General features: G+C 69.5%; 21 protein-coding genes. 9 read left to right on the forward strand and 12 right to left on the reverse strand.

Annotation, left to right across the window (positions count from 1 at the left end; all coding sequences use genetic code 11):
• Positions 1–46 precede the first annotated feature (46 nt).
• On the forward strand, positions 47–808 hold the full coding sequence (locus E5P3_RS03640; RefSeq protein WP_162584714.1) for an SDR family oxidoreductase: 762 nt from the start codon (positions 47–49) through the stop codon (positions 806–808).
• On the opposite strand, the gene E5P3_RS03645 is transcribed toward E5P3_RS03640, so the two are convergent.
• From E5P3_RS03645 to E5P3_RS03670, 6 genes are all read right to left on the reverse strand, one after another.
• Positions 805–1,287 carry a MarR family winged helix-turn-helix transcriptional regulator gene (locus E5P3_RS03645; RefSeq protein ID WP_162584715.1) on the reverse strand — a complete coding sequence of 161 codons (483 nt, stop codon included), beginning with the start codon at positions 1,285–1,287 and terminating at the stop codon, positions 805–807. The two genes, E5P3_RS03640 and E5P3_RS03645, sit on opposite strands and share 4 nt — an antisense overlap.
• Complete coding sequence (locus tag E5P3_RS03650; protein ID WP_162589522.1) at positions 1,284–2,282, reverse strand: alpha-ketoacid dehydrogenase subunit beta; 999 nt, start codon at positions 2,280–2,282, stop codon at positions 1,284–1,286. Before E5P3_RS03650 ends, E5P3_RS03645 begins: the two co-directional genes overlap by 4 nt.
• Complete coding sequence (locus E5P3_RS03655; RefSeq protein ID WP_162584716.1) at positions 2,279–3,298, reverse strand: thiamine pyrophosphate-dependent dehydrogenase E1 component subunit alpha; 1,020 nt, start codon at positions 3,296–3,298, stop codon at positions 2,279–2,281. Before E5P3_RS03655 ends, E5P3_RS03650 begins: the two co-directional genes overlap by 4 nt.
• Before the next feature lie 100 nt (positions 3,299–3,398).
• Positions 3,399–4,115: a hypothetical protein gene (locus E5P3_RS03660; RefSeq protein ID WP_162584717.1), complete on the reverse strand. Its 717-nt coding sequence runs from the start codon at positions 4,113–4,115 to the stop codon at positions 3,399–3,401.
• Between the two features lie 1,339 nt (positions 4,116–5,454).
• On the reverse strand, positions 5,455–5,781 hold the full coding sequence (locus tag E5P3_RS03665) for a hypothetical protein (RefSeq protein ID WP_162584718.1): 327 nt from the start codon (positions 5,779–5,781) through the stop codon (positions 5,455–5,457).
• A 25-nt stretch (positions 5,782–5,806) separates the two neighbouring features.
• On the reverse strand, positions 5,807–6,109 hold the full coding sequence (locus E5P3_RS03670; protein WP_162584719.1) for a hypothetical protein: 303 nt from the start codon (positions 6,107–6,109) through the stop codon (positions 5,807–5,809).
• A gap of 163 nt (positions 6,110–6,272) precedes the next feature.
• Here E5P3_RS03670 and E5P3_RS03675 point away from each other — a divergent pair, with 163 nt between their 5' ends.
• From E5P3_RS03675 to E5P3_RS03705, 7 genes are all read left to right on the forward strand, one after another.
• Positions 6,273–6,476, forward strand: a complete 204-nt coding sequence (locus tag E5P3_RS03675) for a hypothetical protein (RefSeq protein ID WP_162584720.1) — start codon at positions 6,273–6,275, stop codon at positions 6,474–6,476.
• 55 nt (positions 6,477–6,531) lie between these two features.
• Complete coding sequence (locus E5P3_RS03680) at positions 6,532–7,365, forward strand: DUF6502 family protein (RefSeq protein WP_162584721.1); 834 nt, start codon at positions 6,532–6,534, stop codon at positions 7,363–7,365.
• Positions 7,362–8,741 carry a DUF5666 domain-containing protein gene (locus E5P3_RS03685; RefSeq protein ID WP_162584722.1) on the forward strand — a complete coding sequence of 460 codons (1,380 nt, stop codon included), beginning with the start codon at positions 7,362–7,364 and terminating at the stop codon, positions 8,739–8,741. Before E5P3_RS03680 ends, E5P3_RS03685 begins: the two co-directional genes overlap by 4 nt.
• A 9-nt stretch (positions 8,742–8,750) precedes the next feature.
• Entirely contained in the window at positions 8,751–9,701 is a 951-nt protein-coding gene (locus tag E5P3_RS03690) for a hypothetical protein (RefSeq protein WP_197893935.1), read from the forward strand.
• A gap of 193 nt (positions 9,702–9,894) precedes the next feature.
• Positions 9,895–10,920, forward strand: coding sequence for a D-xylose ABC transporter substrate-binding protein (gene xylF / locus E5P3_RS03695; protein WP_162584723.1), 1,026 nt, complete (start codon positions 9,895–9,897; stop codon positions 10,918–10,920).
• Positions 10,921–10,933: 13 nt separating this feature from the next.
• On the forward strand, positions 10,934–12,124 hold the full coding sequence (locus tag E5P3_RS03700; protein WP_162584724.1) for a sugar ABC transporter permease: 1,191 nt from the start codon (positions 10,934–10,936) through the stop codon (positions 12,122–12,124).
• Positions 12,121–12,960: an ATP-binding cassette domain-containing protein gene (locus E5P3_RS03705; protein ID WP_232072972.1), complete on the forward strand. Its 840-nt coding sequence runs from the start codon at positions 12,121–12,123 to the stop codon at positions 12,958–12,960. The genes E5P3_RS03700 and E5P3_RS03705 overlap by 4 nt, the downstream gene beginning before the upstream one ends.
• A gap of 24 nt (positions 12,961–12,984) precedes the next feature.
• Here E5P3_RS03705 and E5P3_RS03710 read toward each other — a convergent pair whose 3' ends face one another.
• The 3 genes from E5P3_RS03710 to E5P3_RS03720 all read right to left on the reverse strand — a co-directional run bounded on the left by E5P3_RS03710 (position 12,985) and on the right by E5P3_RS03720 (position 16,708).
• Complete coding sequence (locus E5P3_RS03710) at positions 12,985–13,962, reverse strand: tripartite tricarboxylate transporter substrate-binding protein (protein WP_162584725.1); 978 nt, start codon at positions 13,960–13,962, stop codon at positions 12,985–12,987.
• A 227-nt stretch (positions 13,963–14,189) separates the two neighbouring features.
• Positions 14,190–15,191 (reverse strand): zinc ribbon domain-containing protein, encoded by a 1,002-nt coding sequence (locus E5P3_RS03715; protein ID WP_162584726.1) that lies wholly within the window; start codon positions 15,189–15,191, stop codon positions 14,190–14,192.
• Positions 15,192–15,370: 179 nt separating this feature from the next.
• A complete protein-coding gene (locus E5P3_RS03720; RefSeq protein WP_162584727.1) occupies positions 15,371–16,708 on the reverse strand; it encodes a cytosine deaminase in 1,338 nt (445 codons plus the stop codon).
• Between the two features lie 141 nt (positions 16,709–16,849).
• On the opposite strand from E5P3_RS03720, the gene E5P3_RS03725 reads away from it, so the two are divergent.
• Entirely contained in the window at positions 16,850–17,407 is a 558-nt protein-coding gene (locus E5P3_RS03725; protein WP_162584728.1) for a type 1 glutamine amidotransferase domain-containing protein, read from the forward strand.
• A 71-nt stretch (positions 17,408–17,478) separates the two neighbouring features.
• Here the strand turns inward: E5P3_RS03725 and E5P3_RS03730 are convergent, their stop codons facing one another.
• The 3 genes from E5P3_RS03730 to E5P3_RS03740 all read right to left on the reverse strand — a co-directional run bounded on the left by E5P3_RS03730 (position 17,479) and on the right by E5P3_RS03740 (position 20,988).
• On the reverse strand, positions 17,479–18,726 hold the full coding sequence (locus tag E5P3_RS03730; RefSeq protein ID WP_162584729.1) for a phenylacetate--CoA ligase family protein: 1,248 nt from the start codon (positions 18,724–18,726) through the stop codon (positions 17,479–17,481).
• Positions 18,723–19,535 (reverse strand): ABC transporter ATP-binding protein, encoded by an 813-nt coding sequence (locus tag E5P3_RS03735; protein WP_162584730.1) that lies wholly within the window; start codon positions 19,533–19,535, stop codon positions 18,723–18,725. The genes E5P3_RS03730 and E5P3_RS03735 overlap by 4 nt, the downstream gene beginning before the upstream one ends.
• 136 nt (positions 19,536–19,671) lie before the next feature.
• Entirely contained in the window at positions 19,672–20,988 is a 1,317-nt protein-coding gene (locus tag E5P3_RS03740; protein ID WP_162584731.1) for an ABC transporter substrate-binding protein, read from the reverse strand.
• Positions 20,989–21,006: the final 18 nt, after the last annotated feature.

Here is a 21,006-nt window from a genome sequence, read left to right on the forward strand (position 1 = left end):
GAAGCTGGACACTTCAGTCATCGCAACTCACTTCCAAAGCTTCACCATGTCCCAAGCTACCTCCCCCAAGCCCATCCTGGGCGGCAAGGCCGCCTTCGTCACCGGCGGCTCGCGCGGCATCGGCGCCGCGATCGTGCGGCGTCTCGCCCAGGACGGCGCCGCCGTCGCCTTCAGCTACGCCAGCAACGATGCCGCGGCCAGGGACCTGGCCGCAAGCATCGAAGCCGCAGGCGGGCGCGCGATTCCGTTGCGCGTCGACAGCGCCGATGCGGATGCGCTGCGCTCGGCCATTGACCAGGCCGCACATGCGTTCGGCCGGCTCGACATCCTGGTCAACAACGCAGGCGTTCTCAAACTCGGTGCCGTCGACCAGGTCTCACTGGAAGATTTCGACCTCACCTTGAAGGTCAATGTGCGCGCCGTCTTCGTCGCCATCCAGGCGGCGCTGCGCCACATGGGCGAAGGGGGCCGCATCATCAATATCGGCAGCACCAACGCCGAGCGCATGCCCTTTGCCGGCGGTGGTGTCTATGCCATGAGCAAATCCGCACTCACGGGACTCGTGCAAGGTTTCGCGCGCGACCTCGGGCCACGCGGCATCACGATCAACAACGTGCAGCCCGGTCCCGTCGACACCGACATGAACCCGGCCGACGGCCCGATGGCTTCCACCATGCACAGCTTCATGGCCCTTTCGAGACACGGCCGCGGCGACGAGATCGCGGGCATGGTGGCTTACCTTGCAGGGCCCGAGGCCGGCTTTGTCACCGGCGCCAGCCTCAACATCGACGGCGGCTTCGCGGCTTAGGTGGGCCCTCGCGGGCATGCGGTGCGCGACTGCTCGCTTCCCGCTTGCGTCACCGACGCGATCAGCTTGTCCAGCGTCGCCCCCAGCCGCCCCAGTTCCTGCGCATCGGCCAGCGCGAACAGCTCCGCCTCGCGCGCCCGGGCCTCCACACTGACGATGGCGTGGAGCGCCTTGCCTTCGCTGCTCAAGTAGAGCCGGCTGCGGCGCTGGTCCGTCGGGTCCTCGTGGCGGTGCAGGCGCTTGTGGCGCTTCAGGCCCGCGAGCGCGCGGCTCACTGCCATCTTGTCCAGCCCCGTCGCTTCCGCCAGCTGGGTCGCTGTGAGCCCGGGCTGCCGGCCCAGCACGGCCATCGTGCGCCACTCGTTGAGCGTGAGCTGATGGCGCCGCCCCACGCGCTGCTGAAAAGGCCGCGCCGTCAGGTTCACCACGCGGACCAGCTTCAGAAAGACCGAATCCTCGAGACTGCCGGCATCGCTCATCGGCAGAGGGCTCGGGCCGTATCGGCGATGCGCCCGGCGCCCACGCGCGACTGCGCTTCCAGCACCGGCGCATAGCCCACCGGAATGCGTGGCGCGCCCAGCCGCGCGATGCGGCAGCCGGTGGCCTCGGCCGCGCTGGCCGCGATCTCGGCGCCGAAGCCGCCCGCCTGGACAGCCTCGTGCACCACCAGCAGCCGGCCGGTGCGCGCGCACGAGCCGAACACCGCCTCGCGGTCCCACGGCCACAGGGTGCGCAGGTCGATCAGCTCGACCGCGATGCCCTCGGCGGCGAGCACATCGCAGGCCGCGCTGCAGGCTTGCAGTTGGCGGCTCCAGCTGACCATCGTCAACGCGTCGCCAGCGCGCAGTCGCGCCGCCTTGCCGAGCGGCACGTCCAGCGATTCGTCCACGGCACCACGCAGTCCCCACAGGTTCTTGTGCTCGATGTAGACCACCGGATCGCCGCATTGCAGTGCCGCGCGCAGCAGCGAGTGGTTGTCCTGCGGCGTCGATGGGCACACCACGACCACGCCGGGCAGGTGCGCGAACCAGGCCTCCAGCGACTGCGAATGTTGCGCGGCCGACGCATCCCAGATACCACCCGGCATGCGCGCCACCAGCGGCACCCGGCCCTGGCCGCCGAACATGAAGCGGTTCTTGGCGGCCTGGTTCACCAACTCGTCCATGCCGCACAGCGCGAAGTCCACAACCCGCATCTCGACCACCGGCCTGAGCCCCGCGAGCGCCATGCCCACGCCGGCACCCATGATCGCGGCCTCGGAGATCGGCGTGTCGATCACCCGCTCGGCGCCGAAGCGCTGCTGCAGGCCCTTGTACTGACCGAAGATGCCGCCCCGGCCCACGTCCTCGCCGAGCACCACCACGCGGGCATCGGCCTCCATCTCGCGCTGCACGGCGAGCGCGGCGGCCTCGGCGTAGTTCAGTTCCCCCACCGTGGCCGCGGCCCCGCGCTCGGGCGCCGTATCGCTGCTCATGTCCATTGGCCGGCTCCGGTGCTTTGCACGTCGGTGAAGGCGGCCGCGGCCTCGGGCCAGGGCGCGGCGTCGGCCACGGCCAAGGCGGCCTCGACCTCTGCCTGCGCCTCGTGCTCGATGGCATCGAGCACCGCAGCCTCGGCGCCGCCGGCCAGCAGGCGCATGCGGGCGCGCTCGATCGGGTCGGTTTCGAGTGCAGCAGCCAGCTCGGCCGGATCGCGGTAGCCCGCCGGGTCGACCGAGACATGGCCTTTGACGCGGTACGTGAGGGCATGCAGCAGCCGCGGCCCGAGTCCGCTGCGCACCTCGCCCACCAGCGTTCGCGCGGCCGCGTGCACGGCGAAGACATCGTTGCCATCCACTCGCGTCGCCGCGATATCCAGCGCATCGGCGCGGGCCGAGGCGCCGTCGCCGGCCGTCATCGGCCCGCTGGCCGTGGTCGCGCTCCACTGGTTGTCCTCGCAGACGAAGAGCACCGGCAGCGCGTAGACGCGCGCCCAGTTGAGCGATTCCAGGAAGGGTCCGCGGTTGATCGCGCCGTCGCCGAAGAAGCACACGGTGATCGCGTCCTTGCGCTGCAGCTTCTGCGCGTGCGCCGCGCCCACCGCGATCGGCAGCCCGGCGGCGACCACCCCGTTGGCGCCGAGCATGCCTACCGAAAAGTCGGCGATGTGCATGGAGCCGCCCTTGCCGCCGTTGAAGCCGCTGGCCTTTCCGAAGAGCTCGCACATCATGCGCGTCAGGTCGGCGCCCTTCGCCAGCGTGTGGCCGTGGCCGCGGTGCGTGGAGGTCAGGTAGTCGGCCTTTGCGAGATGCGCGCAGACACCCGCGGCCACCGCCTCCTGCCCGGTCGACAGGTGCAGCGGGCCGCGCACCCTGGCGGCGCCCGCGGCTTCCTGGCCATAAGCGCTGACGCCGCCCTGGCTGGCCACCTCGGCAGCGTTCTCGAAGGCGCGGATGCGGCGCATCATTCGGTAGAGCGCCAGGCGCTCGGTCTCGGAGATCTCGGTGTTCATCTCGGCTCCAGCGCAGAGCACGGCTGCGCCTTGCCGGAAATCGTATCGATCGTGACCAAGCGTGCGTGAGCGGGCTAACCCGCGCGTCTACGCCGCGGCCCTACCGGCCTCGCCGTCGTGTCTTACCTGCCTGGCCCGCCACCGCCACCGCCGCCAGCACCACCACCGGGTCCGCCACCGCCACCGGGTCCACCGCCACCACCGGGTCCACCGCCGCCGGGTCCGCCGCCACCCGGTCCGCCACCGCCGCCGGGGCCGCCACCGCCGCCACCCGGGCCGCCACCCCCGCCGGGTCCGCCGCCGCCGCCGGGGCCGCCACCGCCGCCGGGTCCGCCACCGCCGCCGGGGCCGCCACCGCCGCCACCCGGGCCGCCACCCCCGCCGGGTCCGCCGCCGCCGGGGCCGCCACCGCCGGCACCACCACCGGCGCCACCGCCGGCACCACCACCAGCGCCACCGCCGGCACCACCACCAGCGCCGCCACCGGCACCACCACCGGCACCACCACCAGCACCACCACCAGCACCACCACCAGCACCACCACCAGCACCACCACCAGCACCACCACCAGCACCACCACCAGCACCACCACCAGCACCACCACCAGCACCACCACCAGCACCACCACCGGCACCGGCACCTGCGCCGCCACCGCCAGCGCCGCCGCCACCAGCACCAGCACCAGCACCAGCACCAGCACCAGCACCAGCACCAGCACCAGCACCAGCACCAGCACCGCCGCTTCCGCCTGCGCTACCGTCGCCACCCGCGGAACCGCCGCTGCCACCCGCGGCGAAGGTCCAACGGTCGTTGGCACCGATGCTCGGCCCCTTGGAGTTCCCGCCGCCTGCAGTGCTTGGAGTCCTCTGAGATGACTGCACCACCGCCCCCGATGGCCTGGCATTCATGCAGACGGCTTCGCCGAACGGGTTGTAGCGGTCGCAGTAGCTCGGAGGCGTCGAAGGCCGGGGCAGGGCGGCCTGGGGCTGCGGGCCAGCGACTGGTCGCGTCCGTGCGTCCGCAACGCCCGCTCGCGGCGGAGAGATCGTCGGCGGGGCCGACGCGGATGTCGTGCCGCCGCTCGTGTCGCCTTGGGCCTTGGGCTCGGTGACCCTGGCCGGCTCGGCGAGCTTTGCGGGCTCGGCGGCTCGTGCGGGCTCCGCAAGATTCGTACGCTCGGCAGCCCTTGTAGGCGCGACTTCCCTGCGAAATTCGTTCGCCCTCGCGGTTGCGGGAGCCCTGGCCGTTTCGACAGACGAAGACCTCGGCAGCGGCAACGGCGCCGGCAACGGCGTCGTTGCCGTTGCCGCTTCGGGCTGCGCCGTTGCAGGATCGTCGGGCGATGCCGCCACCGCCGTGTCGACCGGCGGTGGCACCGCAGCCGTCTCGACGGCCGGAGAAGGCGCGGCATCTTCCTGTGCACGAGGCGCAGCGGGCGCTGCCGGCTCGGCAACGCGCGTCTCCGGCACCTGCGGTCGATCGGGTTCGCCGCGGGGTTCGGTCGTCGGCGCTGCGGGCTGCACAGGCGGCAACGCTGCCGTCGGGCTCTCCTGCGAGGCCGCCGGCCGTGACACGTTGGAAACTTCAGGGGAGGGCGGCGGCGGGGCTTGCATCGCCGAGCGGCCGAGGTACCAGAGCACGAAGGCGCCATGCGACACCGCGAGCACGAGCAGCAACCAGACGATCGACGAATCGACGCCCGGCGGCACCGGGATGCCCAGCACACGCCGAGCTTTCGCGCCCCCGCGGCGGGCGCGCACCGGAGGCCAGTCATCGAGGGCCGCCACCGGTGCCGGATGCGCAGGGCGGCCGCCCGGCGGCGCCGTCACGGCGGCTTCGCCGACGCCTTGCGGCAATAGCTTATGAGCGCAACGCCGGCAGTACTGGGCGGTGTCCCGGTTGAGCGTTTGACAGGCGTCGCAGACGCGCGTCAGCTGATGCGGCGGGATGGCGGGCCCGGGCGGCTGCCAATCGGTCCAGTTGGGCTGCGCCGAGGTGGCCTGCGGCGACGGCGAGACCTCCTTCGGCAGCGGTTCGTTGGCGGCCGGGTCGGCCGCACGATCGAACGACAGCGAGCGGATCGACGCCTCGCTGGTGCCGGGCATCAGCTGGCTGGTTTTGACTGTTTCTCGCATGGCACGGGCCGGTGACGAGCGCTACCAGACGCTGCCGAGCGCGGTCGCGCCGGCCAGCGAATTGATGACGAGCCAGAAGGCGGCCAGGTCCCATGTCCAACCCCGCCTCGGTGTGCCGCCCCATCCGGCGGGAGGTGCCGTTGGCTCGTCGGCCGGCGTTGCGCCATAGAACGCCGGCAGCTTGTGCGAGCAGCCCTTGCAGAATCGCGCGGCGCCGAGGTTGATGGTGTTGCAGGCCTCGCAGACTTCCACAGACACCGCGCCCGTTCGAAGCATGGCCAGATCGATCAGATTTCCGAAGGCAACGTCCGAAGGAGACGACGAATTGGCAATGGCGACTGAAGTCATGGTGCTCTCCTCGGGACAGATGGATTCACGGCGACTGGCGCAGGCGGCGTGCCAGTCGCTGTTCTGCGATCGCCAGTCGTGCGAAGACCAGAAGGTCTTCGTCCGTGGGCCCAGGTCCGGACCCGTTGACGTATGTGCCGAAGGCCTCGACGATGCGCGCCTGCATGGCCTTCCTCACCCGCATCGCGGCGATCCAGGCGCCACGTGCCTTCTTCTCGCGGGGCTCCCGCCAGGTCCGCGACGACGATCTCGCGTAGCGCGCCGCCCCGATCGATCGGCTACTGCGCCACGCCGCGGCACTCTTCTTGTGTGTGACAGGCTTTGACATTTCTACCCTCTGGCAAATCGGCTATTTGGTTGATGTGAAAACTTCACATCAATAGTGCTCTTGTCTTATAGTCGTGTGCACCGTTCTGTAAGACGGTTACGCATGTCACTGTCCACTTCGTAACGGGGCGTTAGTGCCGCCATCTTCTGCACCGAGGAGCATCGTGTCTCGCAAGACGTTGCGCGCTCTGTTCGAGATCAGGCTGCGCTGGTCCGACAAAGTCATCCAGGAGGAACCTCGCCCGTACGTCGGCGGCTTGTGGGTTCCCGACACGCCGCGCAATCGGGACCGGCTCGACAAGGCGGTGGCCTTGGGCAACACACTTTATGGCGACCAAACGCACTGGATCGAAAAGCGCCAGGCCTGAACCAGGCAATGACGCCGCGCCCGTCGAAGCGGGCGCGCCCGGCGGCGAAGGCCCGATGGGCTGGGCCCTCCAGGCTTGCGCGCGCGTCATGCGTCCCATCGTCCGGCTCGCTTTGGCCCTGGGGCTGAAGCACGCCCATCTCGAGCTGATGCTGCGCGAGCTTCTCATCGACGAGGCTCGGCGGGCCTGGCTCGACAAGGGCGTCGAGCCAAACCTCAGCCAGCTTTCGGTGACCACCGGATTGAACCGCAAGGCGGTGACGGCCAAGGTGCGTGAAGCCGAGGAGCCGCTGCCGCACACCGAGATGTCAGCGGCGGCAAAGACGCTCACCTTGTGGCTGCAGATGTCCACCGATGACCCGGCCCTGCAGGCCTTGCCCCTTGTGGCAGAGGGCGGCGCACCCTCCTTCGAGGCCGTGGCCCGGCATGCCAGCCGCGGGAACGTGCACCACCGCACCATCCTCGATGAGCTGGTGCGGCTGAACCTGGTGACCGAGGATGCAGGCCGCGTCGCGCTCAACGCCGCCGGCTTCGTGCCGTCGAAGGATCTCAAGGGCATGCTCGCCTTCCTGGGCGACAACGCGCGGGACCACCTGCTGGCCAGCGTGGCCAACACCTTGGGCGAGGCGCCGCCCATGCTCGAGCGCGCGGTGTTCGCTACCGGCATCGCGGTCGAGGATTGCGAGCGGATCCACCAGCTCGCGCGGCAACGCTGGAACGCACTGCACCACGAACTGACCAGCGAGATGACGCGCGCGTACGAGGCCGCGGAGAGCACGGCCGCGGCTCGCATCCGCGTCGGGATCTACACCTACTATGAGGACGCCGCGGATGTGGCACACAATGGGCCGGTGACTCCCCCGAAAAAATCCAAGGGAAAAGAAGCATGACGAATGGCTTCCTGCGCGCTGCCCTGCTCGCCCTGTCGACCGCGCTGCTGCTTTCGTGCGGCGGTGGTGGCAGTGGTGGCGGCGGCAGCGTTGCGCTCGTCGGCGTTGGAGGCACGGCCTCGGTCACGGGGTCGAGCCTGGGCGACGGGAGCAACAGCCCGGTGGGTGGCGCGGCCGATGGCCAGGGCGGCAGCGCGTCCGGCACCGGCGGCGGTTCGGCAGGCACCGGCGGCGGTTCGGCAGGCACCGGCGGCACCTCGACGGCGGCCTCGGGCGACGACGGATCGGGCGTGGGCTCGGGCGGTACGGGCGTCAGCACCGCCGATGCGTCCGGCGTCGGCGGCGTCGATGGGGTGGGCAGCATCATCGTCAACGGCGTGCGCTACAACACCGACACAGCCGTCCTGAACGTCGAGGATGCCTCCGCCCTGCAATTGGGCATGAGCGCGAAGGTCACGGGGCCCTTCAACGCCGACTTGACCAGCGGTGTCGCCCGCCGGGTCGATTCCGCCGCGGATCTGCGCGGGACCTTGTCCTCGGTCGATCTGGTGCAAGGCAGCTTCGTCATCCTGGGCACCACCGTCACCACGGACGATGCCACGGTGTGGGCTGATTCCACCGGCCTCGCAGCCATCCCGCCCGGCAGCACGCTGCAGGTGTGGGGCTTGCCGGGGGCGCCGGGCGTCCTGCGGGCCACGCGCGTGGAGCAGCGCGGCCCCTCCGCGCCGGTCCTGACGGGCACGGTGCAAAACCTCGATCCGCTCCGCCGCGCCTTCACCATCGGCGCATTCACCGTCGACTACAGCACCGCGGTGTTGTCCGGGAGCCTGGACGGCAGCCCGCTGGCCAATGGCACCCTGGTGTGTGTGCGCGCCGCCACCGTGCTGCTGCCGGGCCGGCTGACCGCCACCCAAGTCCAGTGGTGGTATCCGGTGCCGAGGGCGAATGCCACGCCGGTCCAGCTCGCGGGCATCGTCACCGACTATGGCGGACTCGGTTCGCTGCGCGTGCTCAATGTCCCCGTGAACGCTGCGTCGGCGCAGATCACCGGCGGCCCTGCCGGCTCGGTCGGCAACGGCGTCAAGGTGGAAGTGGGCGGCACCATGTCCAACGGCGTGCTCCAGGCCACCAAGCTCAAGATCCGCCACGTGCCGGGCACCGGCGGACCCTCTTCGTTCACCCTCATCGGCACCGTCGGCAACTTCAGCTCGGCCGCGAGTTTCCGCGTGAGGGGCCAGCCCGTCGACGCCAGCGGCCCCGGCGTGGTGTTCGTCAACGGCACGGCGGCCAACCTGGGCAATGGGGTCAGCGTCAACATCGAGGGAGCTCGGGTGGTGAATGGGGTGCTCATCGCGACTCGCGTCAGCTTCCAATGACGTCCCGACATGGATGAACCCTCCGACGCCGCCGCAGCTGCGCTGCAGAACGAACGCCGTGTGCTGTTGAATCGCCTCTGCGCGCTTGCAACGGTCGGCATGGCATCTGGCAGCGCAACGCTCACAGCCTGCGGAGGAGGAGGCGGAGGAGGCGGAGGAGGCATCGCGCCGTTGGCTGCAGCCGCTCCGGCACCTGGCGCTTCGCCACCTCCAGCGCCGGCCCCTGCGCCGACGCAGGTGCCTCCGCCCGCGCCGACTGCAACACCCGAACCCCAAGCCGAACCTGCGCCTGCACCCGAACCTGCACCCGCTCCAGCGGCGCCGGTTCTCGGCGCCCACACCCTTGCCTTCAACCTCGACGGCGTTTCTTCACCGTCGCTGTCCATTTCCCCCATCGCCACGCAGTCCGCCGGCAGCACGCTCCTGGTCTGCGTCGGGCGAGGCCTGCTTGCCGCCTCCGTGCCGACCGACAACGCCGGCAACACCTTCGTCCCGCTCGGTGTGCCGCACACCTACACCCTGTGGCCGAGTTCGGGCACGGGTTTGTATGGCTGCGTGAAGGCCCAGGGCAGGGACGGGCACGTGGTCACCGCGGACAAGCCCAAGGTCACCGATGAAACCACCCTCAGCGTCGTCGAGATCACCAGCGGCGGCGACGTGCGCGACGTGCAATGGCGCGAGGTGCTGTCGGGTCAGCCCCTGACCAGCGCCAGCGTCACCACTACCGGCGCTGCACTGCTCGTCGCCTGGTGGTGGGGCGATGCAGGCGTGGACCTGGACAAGACGGCCGTGCCCGACAACGGCTTCACGGTCATCGATTCGGTGTTGGCTGCCGGCGCGTTGGTCCAGTGCGCCGTGGCCGTCAGGCAGGTGGGCGCGGCCGGCACCTACAACGTGACCTGGACGTCGACGCCGCTGCAGGGAGCCCAGCTCTGGCTCGTTGCCGTGCAGGCGGCCTGAGCTGCTGTGCGCGCGGAAACGCGCGCATCGGGCCATGCCGCGGCGATCGTCGGCCGCGTCCGCACCGTCGCCTGTAGTGCCTTCTCCCGCAGGGATTCTCCCGATGGCCGCACCCAAAGCCCCTCGCCATAGTTGATTTCCCTGGCCGCCGACGACCCTGCGGCCTCCCCCTGCAACTCCCGGAGATCCGCCCATGAACAAGCCTTTGCGCGCCCTGGGCGCCCTGGCCTTCGGCCTTTCCGCCATCGCCGCCTCCGCCCAGACCGTGGTCGGCGTCAGCTGGTCCAACTTCCAGGAGGAGCGCTGGAAGACCGACGAGGCCGCGATCAAGGCGCAGCTGGAGAAGCTGGGCGCGAAGTACATCAGCGCCGATGCCGGCGGCTCGCCCGAGAAGCAGCTGGGCGATATCGAGGGCCTGATGTCCAAGGGCGCCAAGGCGCTGATCGTGCTGGCAATGGACAAGGACGCGATCCTGCCCGCGGTCAACAAGGCGATGCGCCAGAAGGTGCCGGTGGTGGCCTACGACCGGCTCATCGAGACGCCCGGCGTCTTCTACATCACCTTCGACAACGTCGAGGTCGGCCGCATGCAGGCGCGCGCGGTCTACAAGGTGCAGCCCAAGGGCAACTACGTGTTCATCAAGGGCTCGCCGACCGACCCCAACGCCAACTTCCTGCGCGCCGGGCAGCAGGAGATCGTGGCCGAGGCGGTGAAGAAGGGCGACATCAAGATCGTGGGCGACGAGTACACCGACGGCTGGAAACCCGAAGTCGCGCAGAAGAACATGGAGCAGATCCTCACCAAGGCCGGCAACAAAGTCGACGCGGTGGTCGCGGCCAACGACGGCACCGCGGGCGGCGCGGTGGCGGCGCTCACGGCCAAGGGCATCCGCGGTATTCCCGTGTCGGGCCAGGACGCGGACTTCGCGGCGCTCAACCGCGTCGCGCTCGGCACGCAGACGGTCACTGTCTGGAAGGACTCGCGCGAGCTCGGCCGCGAGGCGGCCTCCGCCGCGATCGCACTGACGCAGGGCAAGACGCCGGAGAAGGCCGCCAACTGGAGCGGCGGCGAGAAGAAGGTGGCGATCTCCTCGCGCCTGCTCACGCCGGTGCCGATCACGCGCGACAACCTCGACGTGGTGGTCAAGGAAGGCTGGATCAAGAAGGACGAGCTCTGCAGGGGCGTGAGCGGCGACAAGGCTCCCGCGGCCTGCAAGTGACGCGCGCCGATCGATGAGCGACTCGCAATCGCTGTGGAAGCGCAGCGGGATCGACCTGCGCCTGCTGTTGATGTGCGCGCTGCTGGCCGTGATGGCGATCGTCTTCCACTGGCTGTCCGGCGGCGTCTTCCTCTCGCCCGAGAACCTCTACAACATCGCGCAGCAGACCGCCGTGGTGGGCATCGTCTCTACTGTGATGGTGCTGGTCATCGTGGCCCGGCACATCGACCTGTCGGTCGGCTCGGTGATGGGCTTCGTCGGCGTGCTGGTGGCCTACCTGCAGTACACCTCGGGCTGGTCCTGGCCGGCTGCCTGCCTGGCCGGCCTCGCGGTGGCGCTGCTGGTCTCGCTCTACCAGGGCGGGCTCACCGCGATGCTGGGCGTGCCTTCCTTCGTTGTCACGCTGGGCGGCCTGATGTCCTTCCGCGGCGCTGCCTTTCTGGTGGCCGACGGCAAGACGCAGCCGGTCAACGACGAATTCTTCCAGCGCCTGGGCGGCGGCTACGACGGCGGGATCGGCACCACGGCCAGCTGGGCGCTGGCGGCGCTGGTGGCGCTTGTGCTGTTCGCGCGCATGCTGCAGCAGCGCCGCGCGCGCCAACGGCATGAGATGCCGGTGGAGCCGCTGTGGCTCGACGTGCTGCTCACGGCCGTGCCGGTGGTGGTGGTGTTCGCCTTTGCCGCGACGATGAACAGCTACCAGATCTCCTCCAAGACCGAGCCGCAGGGCATTCCCATCCCGGTGCTGATCTGGGCCGTGGTAGCGGTGGTGCTGTCCTTCATCGTCCATCGGACCCGCTTCGGCCGCTATGTGTTCGCGATGGGCGGCAACCCCGATGCCGCGGCGCTGGTGGGCATCCCGGTCAAGCGCGTGACCCTGCTGCTGTTCGCGCTCCTGGCAGTGCTGGTGACGGTGGCTGCCATCGTCTCGATCGCGCGGCTCAACGCCGGCACCAACTCGCTGGGCTCGGGCATGGAGCTCTACGTGATCGCCGCCGCCGTGATCGGCGGCGCGGCGTTGGCGGGCGGCAGCGGCTCCATCTTCGGCTCCGTGCTGGGCGCGCTGATCATGCAATCGCTGGACAGCGGCATGCTGCTGCTCGACGTGGCGATCGGCAAGCGCATGGTGATCATCGGCCAGGTGCTGATCGTCGCGGTGGTATTCGACGTGCTCTACCGCAAGCACTTCGGGGAAGGCCGATGAGCAGCACGGCCGCTCCGAAGGCGAGTATCACCGCAGCCGAAGGCGAAGGCGAAGGTATTCCAGCGAGCGCCGCTCCCCCGCTGGTCGAGTTGCGCGACATCCGCAAGTCCTTCGGCGGCGTGAAGGCGGTCGATGGCGTCAGCGTCAACCTCTACCCCGGCGAAGTGGTCGCGCTGCTGGGCCACAACGGCGCCGGCAAGTCCACGCTCATGAAGATGCTCGCAGGCGCCTACCCCGTCGACTCGGGCGAGACGCGCATCGCGGGCGAGGCGGTCCACATCCGCACGCCCTCGGAGGCGCAGGCGCAAGGCATCGAGACCATCTACCAGACCCTGGCCCTGGCCGACAACCTGGACTCGGTGGCCAACCTCTTCCTCGGCCGCGAGAAGCTCACGCCCTGGCGCACGCTGGACGATCACTTCATGGAGAACGAGGCCCGCAAGGTGTTCCGCCGCCTCAACAAGAACTTCACCAACATCCGCGTGCCGGTGCGACGGCTCTCGGGCGGCCAGCGGCAGGTGGTGGCGATCTCGCGCGCGCTGTACTTCAACGCGCGCATCCTGATCATGGACGAGCCCTGCGCCGCCCTCGGCCCGGAAGAGACCGCGATGGTCGGCGCGCTGGTCAAGCAGCTCAAGGCTGACGGCGTAGGCATCTTCCTGATCACGCACGACATGCCCGACGTGTTTGCCCTGAGCGACCGCCTCGCAGTGATGAAGAACGGCCGGCTGGTGGGAACCTACCGCACCGCCGATGTGAACGAGGACGAGGTGCTCGGCATGATCATCGCAGGCAAGCGGCCCCACGGGAAGCCGCAGGCCGAACACGCGACATGATCGCGCGCCGGCCGACGGGGCACATCAGTCCGCGTAGACCCCCGCCGCCTTGATGATCGGGCTCCACTTGGCGATCTCGGCGGCGACGAACTTCTTGTGCTCGGCCGGCTCCACGCGGTTGTCGCTGGCGACCACGGCGCCCAGGCCTTCCTGCTTCTTGATGAAGTCCGGGTCCTTCAGTGCCACCTTGAGTGCATCGTTGAGCTTCTTGGTGACCGCCGGCGGCGTGCCCTTGGGCGCGTAGAGGCCGTGCCAGATCGTGATCTCGAAGCCCTTCAGCCCCGATTCCTGCAGTGTGGGCAGGTCCTTGAGCAGCGGCGTGGCCAGGCGCTTCGAGGTGGTCACGGCATACGCCTTGACCTTCTTGGCCTCGATCTGCGGCGAGGTGTTGGTGGTCTGGTCGCATAGCAGGTCGATCTGGCCGCCGATCAGGTCGGTGATGGCGGGCGCGGTACCCTTGTAGGGCACCGGCGTCATCTCGGTCTTGGTCGCGCTCTGGAACAGCAGGCCGCACAGGTGCGAGGCCGAGCCCACGCCCGCATTGCCCAGGTTGATCTTGCCCTTGTTCTCGGCGAGCCAGGCAGTCAGCTCCTTGTAGTTGTTGGCCTTCATCGAGGGCTTGGCGATGAGCGTCATCGGCACGTCGTTGACGATGCCCAGGTATTCGAAGTCGGTCTCGACCTTGAAGGGCACGTTGCGCACCAGCGTCGGGACGGTTGCCATGCCGATGTGGTTCAGGAGCAGCGTGTGACCGTCCGGCGCGGCGCGCGCCACCTTGGCGGCGCCGATCGAGCTGCCGGCGCCGGGCACGTTGTCGACCACGATGCTGGCGCCGCCCAGCGGCTTGCGCAGGGCCTCGGCCAAGTCGCGTGCGACCCGGTCGGTCGGCCCGCCCGCGGCGAAGGGGACCACGATGCTGATGGGCTTGCCGCCCGGGAATTCCTGGGCGTGGACGCCCGTGACGACGGCGGCAATTGCCGTGAGGGCGAGCAGTTTCTTCATGTCTCTTCTCCGTGTTCAATCCGAGTTCAAGGGCCGCGATCTTATCGCCGCACGTCGGGCGGCCAATACCGGGAACTCCATAGGAAGCCCGCACGATTTCGCGGGTATTTCGCGGGTCGAGAGGCCGCCGCTGGCTGCTGCGGCCTCCAACGGCCGGGGATCGATGTCTCCGTCTCGCTCATGTTCTTTGCTCGGATTGGCGGGCCGCTTTCTTTTTTTGGGGCGCGCTACCGGTCCCGCGCGCGGTTGTAGACCGGGCCGGGTCCGATTGCGACCGGGGGGCCAGAGTCGTTGGCCGTCCAACTCGGCGTGCGCTCGAAGTTGTAGAGAGGCCCCGGGCCGGGCGCGATCGGCGGCCCCGGGTCGTCGCGGGCCACGACCGGCGAAGGGCTCCTGGATGGAGTGACCAGCGGCCCTGCTCCTGGAGCGACCGGCGGCCCCGGGTCGTCGCGGCCCCAGGACATGGTGCTGCGTGTCGAGCTGTACACCGGACCCGGGCCCGGGACGATCGGCGGGCCAGGATCGTCACGGGTCCAGGCTGGCGCGCGCGCCGGCCCGGGCGAAGGGGCCGCCGGCGCCGCCGGCGCGATTGCAAGTGGCGGCGCCGGAGAATCATCGGCCCGGGCCGGCGCGCGGCTGCGCCGTGGCGGGGCTGGCGCGCTGTCGCCCTGGCGCTCGGCCGGCGCGGCCGATGGCGCGCGAGACGCGGTCGCGGTCGCCGCGGCCGGCTCCGCCTTCACGGGCACGGGGGTGGGCGCGGCGGTTTTGGGCGCAGCAGCGCGCGGGGGCGCAGGTGTCGGTGCGGCGGCCTTGGCCGGCGCCGGCGTCGTCGAGGCGCTCGGCGCCGCCAGCGCGATCGATTCGTCCGCGGCCGGCTTCCGGTCTTCCCCTGCCAACGCTGCCGTGACCTGGCTCAGGAAGGGCGGCTCCGTCAACTGGCGCGTGACGTAGAGATACCAGCCGATGAAGCCGATCCCCATCGCCAGGCCCAGCAAGGCGAGGCGCAGCCAGAAGCCTGCCGTTTCCGCCGGCAGCAGCGTCAGCGGATCATCGCGCCGCCAGGCGCGGCGGGGCGTGCGGGCAGGCACACGCGGCGGCTGCGCATTGTTGATGGCCTCCAGGGCCGAGGGTCCCGTGGGTACGAAGCCGGGCAGGCGGCGTGCACAGCCGATGCAGAACTTCGCGTTCTCCCGGTTATTGCTCCCGCAAGCCGTACAAACGACGGGCATGGACGAATTCCTCCGTTGAATCAGAAGTCATTCACTGTCCACGTGAACTCACGCCTGTCTGTCGGCAATCTCCTACACACTGCTTCAGAGGCCGGCGCTTGCCGAGGCGATGGCCGCGATCTCGCCGGCACCTTCGCCTTCGGCTGCGGTGCGGTTCACCTTCTGAACGGCCGTGCGGCTCACGCATCCATCAGGTCGTCCAGCAGGCGGTAATCCGGCGGCGTGGTATCGATTGCACGACCGGCACGCAGCACGGTACGGTCGAATTGCGTGCGCGAGAGCATCTCCGAATAGTTGCGCGCCTTGAGCACCAGCAGGTCGGCCGCCATGCCGGGCTTCAGCAAGCCCAGGTCCAGTCCCATGATCGCCGCCGGCGTCTCGCTGGCCGCGCGGATCCAGTCGGACAGCGGATGGTCCAGGTGAAGGATCTTCACGGCCTGAGTGAAGGTGTCCAGCATGTCATGGTCGCCGTAGGCGTAGAAGGGATCGCGGCAGTTGTCGCCGGCCACGGCCACCCGCAGGCCGTGCGCCTTCATCTCGTGCAGCACCGTCACGCCGCGCCAGCGCGGCGTGCGCCCTGCGGGGCTGCGGTCCTGCAAGTACATGTTGACGGTGGGCAGGCTCACGATGTCGATGCCGGCGTCCTTGCAGGCAGCGATCGTCTCTTCGATGAACTCGTCGGTCTGCAGCGCCAGGGCGGTGCAGTGGCCGCAGAGGATGCGGCCCGCGAAGTCCTGCGCGGCCGCGGTGCGGGCGACGCGGATCAGCGCCCGGGCGCGCGGATCGGTCGATTCATCCACATGCAGGTCGAGATCCAGCCCGCGTTCGGCCGCGAGCTGGAACACGCGCGCCAGTGCTTCGTCCAGGTCCGGCGGCATCGGGTCGCCGGGGTGGCGCGTCGAGCGCGTCACGCAGCCGAGCCGCCCGCCGCTTTCGGCCACGATGTCCGCCAGATGCCGGCCTTCTTCCGCGAGAAAGATGTCGAGCGGCGCGATCGAGGACACCTGCAGCGCGATGCGCCCGGCCCAGCGCTCGCGCACTTCGCGAAACACCGGAAAGGAGATCGCGGCCTGCGGCGCCAGCGAGTCGAGATGCGTGCGGATCGCAACCACGCCCTTCGCATACGCGGTTGCCAGGCCGAACTCCATGCGACGGCGCACGTCCTCGGCGTGCCAGCGGGCCTGGCGGTCGCGTTGCGTGGCCATCGAGGCGCCTGCGCCGTCGCCGGTGGGATTGGCCTGGCGCGGCCAGATGTGGCCCTTGTCGAGGTGGGTGTGGCAGTCCAGCAGGCCGGGCAGCACCATGGAGGCATCGAGGTCGGGACCGAGCTCGGCGGGCAGCGTGCCGGCCGGCTCGATGGCGGCGACGCGACCCTGGTCCACCAGCAGGTCGATGGCCGCAAGCTCGGAGTCCGCGCCGCTGCCCGCAAAGTCACCGGGCAGCAGGCAGCGCGGCGCGCTCAGCTTGCGCAGCGCGTAGCGGGAGGTTGCGGGAGGCTCGAAGAAGGCGTGGGTCATCTTGGCAATCGTAAGAGGTGCACTTCTACGCAAGCTCCATGCCGGGGAAGGCGACTTGTCCGACATGGTGAGCCGACGCGCGCCGATCCGGCAGCGCCCGCTGCGGCTTAGCGTGAAGGCTTCGAATTGAAAGGACTTTCCATGATCAAACGCCAGCTTGAGGGCATGAAGGTTGCCATCCTCGTCGCGGACGGCTTCGAGCAGTCCGAGATGATCGAGCCCCGCCGTGTGCTGGACGCCGCAGGCGCGGACACCAGCCTGGTGTCGCCGAGCAAAGGCGGCGTCCGCGGCTGGAAGCACCACACGCCGGCCGACCGCTTCGAGGTCGATGTGCCGCTCCAGCAGGCTGCCGCCCACGAATACGATGCCCTGGTCCTGCCGGGCGGTGTCATGAACCCCGACGCGTTGCGCATGGACGAACAGGCCGTGACCTTCGTGCGCGACTTCGTCAAGGCCGGCAAGCCGATCGCCGCGATCTGCCACGGCCCGTGGACCCTGATCGAGGCGGACGCGGTCAAGGGCCGCACGATGACCTCCTGGCCCTCACTGCGCACGGACCTGAAGAACGCCGGCGCAAGGTGGGTCGATCTGGAGGTCGTGGCCGATGGCCCGCTGATCACGAGCCGCAAGCCCGCCGATCTGCCGGCCTTCAACCGGGTGATGCTCGAGACCTTCGCCGGCGTGCACGCGCATGCCTGAGAGGGGATCGCGCCGTCGAGACCGGGGGCCGGCCAATCCGGTCATCCCTCGCGCCCGGCGAGCGGCCGGCGCTACCGGTAGCTGCGCGCGTCCTCGATCACCTTGCCGTCGTTGGGCAGGCTGCCCGGCTCCATCAGCTCGACCTCACCGCGCAGCTTCGTGACATCGCGCACCGCCTCGGCCACGCGCTCGACCAGGCCCTCGGGCTCGGAGGCGCATTCGAGCCGCAGCGTCATGCGGTCCTCGCCCATCTCGCCCTCGACCACCAGCCGCGCGCGCCGCACCTCCGGGAAGCGCCGCGCGATCTCCGCCACCTGGCCCGGATGCACGAACATGCCGCGCACCTTGGTAGTCTGGTCGGCACGGCCGAGCCAGCCCCGGATGCGGATGTTGGTGCGGCCGGTCGGGCAGGGGCCCGGCAGCACGGCCGAGAGGTCGCCGGTGCCGAAGCGGATCAGCGGATAGTCGGGGTTCAGCGTGGTGACCACGATCTCGCCTACCTCCCCCTCGGGCACTGGGTCGCCGGTTCCCGGGCGCACGATCTCGACGATCACGCCTTCGTCGAGCACCAGGCCTTCGCGTGCCGCGGTCTCGTAGGCGATCAGGCCCAGGTCCGCCGTCGCATAGCACTGCATGCCGGCCACGCCGCGCTCGGCGATCCAGTCGCGCAGGCTGGGCGGGAAGGCCTCGCCCGAGACGAGGGCCTTGGTCAGCGAGGGCAGGGCGACGGCGCGCTCGGCCGCCTTCTCCAGCAGGATCTTCAGGAAGCTCGGCGTGCCGGCATAGCCCGCGGGCTTGAGTTCGGCGATCGCGTCCACCTGCTGTTCGGTCTGGCCGGTGCCGCCGGCGAATACCGTGCAGCCCAGGGCGCGCGCCCCGCTTTCCATGATCGCGCCGGCAGGCGTCATGTGGTAGCTGAAGGCGTTGTGCACCAGATCGCCGCCGCGAAAGCCTGCCGCGTGCAGCGCGCGGGCCGTGCGCCAGTAGTCGCGTGCCTCGCCTTCGGGCTCGTAGATGGTCCCGGGGCTGGCGAACACGCGCAGCATGCGCGGCCCGAAGCGGATGGCGGAGAAACCGCCGAAGGGGTCGCGCGCGCGCTCGGCCTTCTGCCGCTCCAGCAGCTCGGACTTGCGCGTGACGGGCAGGCTGGCCAGCGCCTCGCGGCTGGCGATGTCGCCGGGCTTCACGCCGTCGAGGATCTTCGCGAAGGCGGGCGCAGCGGTCTGGGCCTGGGCGATCTGCTTCGGCAACGCCGCGAGCAGGTCCTGCTCGCGCTCGGCCGGATCGCGCACCTCCAGCTTGTCGTAGAACTCGGTCATGCCAGCCACCTCTTGCGGCGCTTGTAGCTCTTCACGTCGCGGAAGCTCTTGCGGTCCGCGCCGCCGACACCCAGGTAGAACTCCTTGACGTCCTCGTTCTCGCGCAAGCTCTGCGCCTCGCCGTCCATCACGATGCGGCCGTTCTCCAGGATGTAGCCGTAGTCGGCATAGCGCAGCGCCATGTTGGTGTTCTGCTCGGCCAGCAGGAAGGTCACGTGCTCCTTCTGGTTCAAGTCCTTCACGATGCCGAAGACCTCGTCCACGATCTGCGGTGCCAGGCCCATCGAAGGCTCGTCGAGCAGCACCATGCTCGGGTTGGCCATCAGCGCGCGGCCGATGGCGCACATCTGCTGCTCGCCGCCCGAGGTATAGGCGGCCTGCGAGCCGCGCCGGGTCTTCAGGCGCGGGAAGTAGGCATAGACCTTCTCCAGCGTCTGCGCCACCGCGGCCTTGCCGTCGGTGCGGGTGTAGGCGCCGGTCATCAGGTTGTCCTCGATGGTGAGGTGGGCGAAGCAGTGGCGGCCCTCCATCACCTGGATCAGCCCGCGCTTGACCAGCTCGGCCGGCGACAGCGCCTCGATGCGTTCGCCGCGCAGCTCGATCGTGCCCTTGGTCACCGCTCCGCGCTCGCCCGCCAGCAGGTTGGAGACGGCGCGCAGCGTCGTGGTCTTGCCCGCGCCGTTGCCGCCGAGCAGCGCCACGATGCCGCGCTCCGGGACCTTCAGCGAGACGCCCTTGAGCACCAGGATCACGTGGTTGTAGATGACCTCGATGCCGTTGACGTCGAGGAGGATGTCGGCTTGACTCATGGTGTTTTCATCAGCATTCGAAAAAGCGGGGTGGCCACACTTTCAGATGCCGCCCGATCGGCGGGAGCCCCCTCCCGCTTGGCGGGAGGGGACGGGGGCAGGTGCTGTCAGTGCGGGCACCGGTCCGCGCAGCGGGCTAAGCCTGGCAGTCGGAGGCCTCGCGCTTGGGCAGCTTCTTCTCGGTGGCGTACTTGTCGCCGGCTGCTTTCACCATCGGCTTGATGATCTGCTCGTCGGCCTGGTACCAGTCGCTCATCCCGCCCCACTTGCTGCCGTCCCAGGTATGGATACGCGCCCAGGTCGAGCCCATGTGGTCCTGGCAGGATGTGCTGATCGGCCGCAGCACGCCCGAGAAGCCGAGCGCGTCGAGCTTCTTCTGGTCGAGCGCGAGGTTTTCCAGCCCCCAGCGCACCTGCTCGCCGGTCATGACCTTGCCCTTGCCGAAGCGCTCCTGTGCGCGGCGCACCGCTTCCACGCCCAGCATCTGGATGATCAGCCCGCGCGTGTAGAGCACCGAGCCGACCTCGTCGCGCGGGCCCGTTCCCTGGCCCTTGTCATGCACGGTCTTCAGGATGTCCTGGATCACCTTGGGTTGCGTGCCCGAGGTGTTGAGCGCCAGCGCGTTGTAGCCCTTGGCCGAGGCGCCCACGTCCTTGACGTCGGGCTCGGCGCCGGCCCACCACACGCCGTACATCTTCTCGCGCGGGTAGCCGGTGGCCACCGCTTCCTTGAGGGCGGTCGAGTTCATCACGCCCCAGCCCCACAGCAGCACGTAGTCGGGCCGCTGCTGGCGCACCTGCAGCCAGGCCGACTTCTGCTCGATGCCGGGCGCGGCGACCGGGATCAGCGAGAGCTCGAAGCCGTTCATCTTCGCGCGCTCCTGCAGCAGCGGGATCGGCTCCTTGCCGAACGGCGAGTCGTGGTAGACCAGCGTGATCTTCTTGCCCTTGAGCTTGTCGAGACCGCCTTCCTTCTTCGCGATGTGCTGGATCAGGATGTCGGCCGCGGTCCAGTAGCTGCCCATCAGCGGAAAGTTCCACTTGAAGACGCTACCGTCCTGCGAGGCCGAGAGCCCGTAGCCCAGCGTGATGAGCGGGATCTTGTCGACCGGGGCCTTGTCCGTGAGCGCGAAGGTGATGCCGGTGGCCTGCGGATCGATCAGCGTGGCGCCCTTGTCCTTCAGGCGCTCGTAGCACTCCACGCCCTTGTCGGTGGCGTAGCCGGTCTCGCATTCCTCGTAGCTTATCTTCACGCCGTTGATGCCGCCGGTCGCGTTGATGAGCTTGATGTAGTCCTGCTTGCCGTTGGCCCAGGGCGTGCCGTTGGGCGCGTAGGGCCCGGTGCGGTAGACCAGCAGCGGGAAGAATTGCTCCTTGGCCTGCGCGAACGCAGGGGCCGTTCCCGCCAGCGCCGAGATCGCGGCAATGGCGAGTGCGAGTGACTTCAGCTTCATGGTTGTCTCCTTTGGAAA

Source organism: Variovorax sp. RA8 (assembly GCF_901827175.1).
Classification (GTDB): domain Bacteria; phylum Pseudomonadota; class Gammaproteobacteria; order Burkholderiales; family Burkholderiaceae_C; genus Variovorax.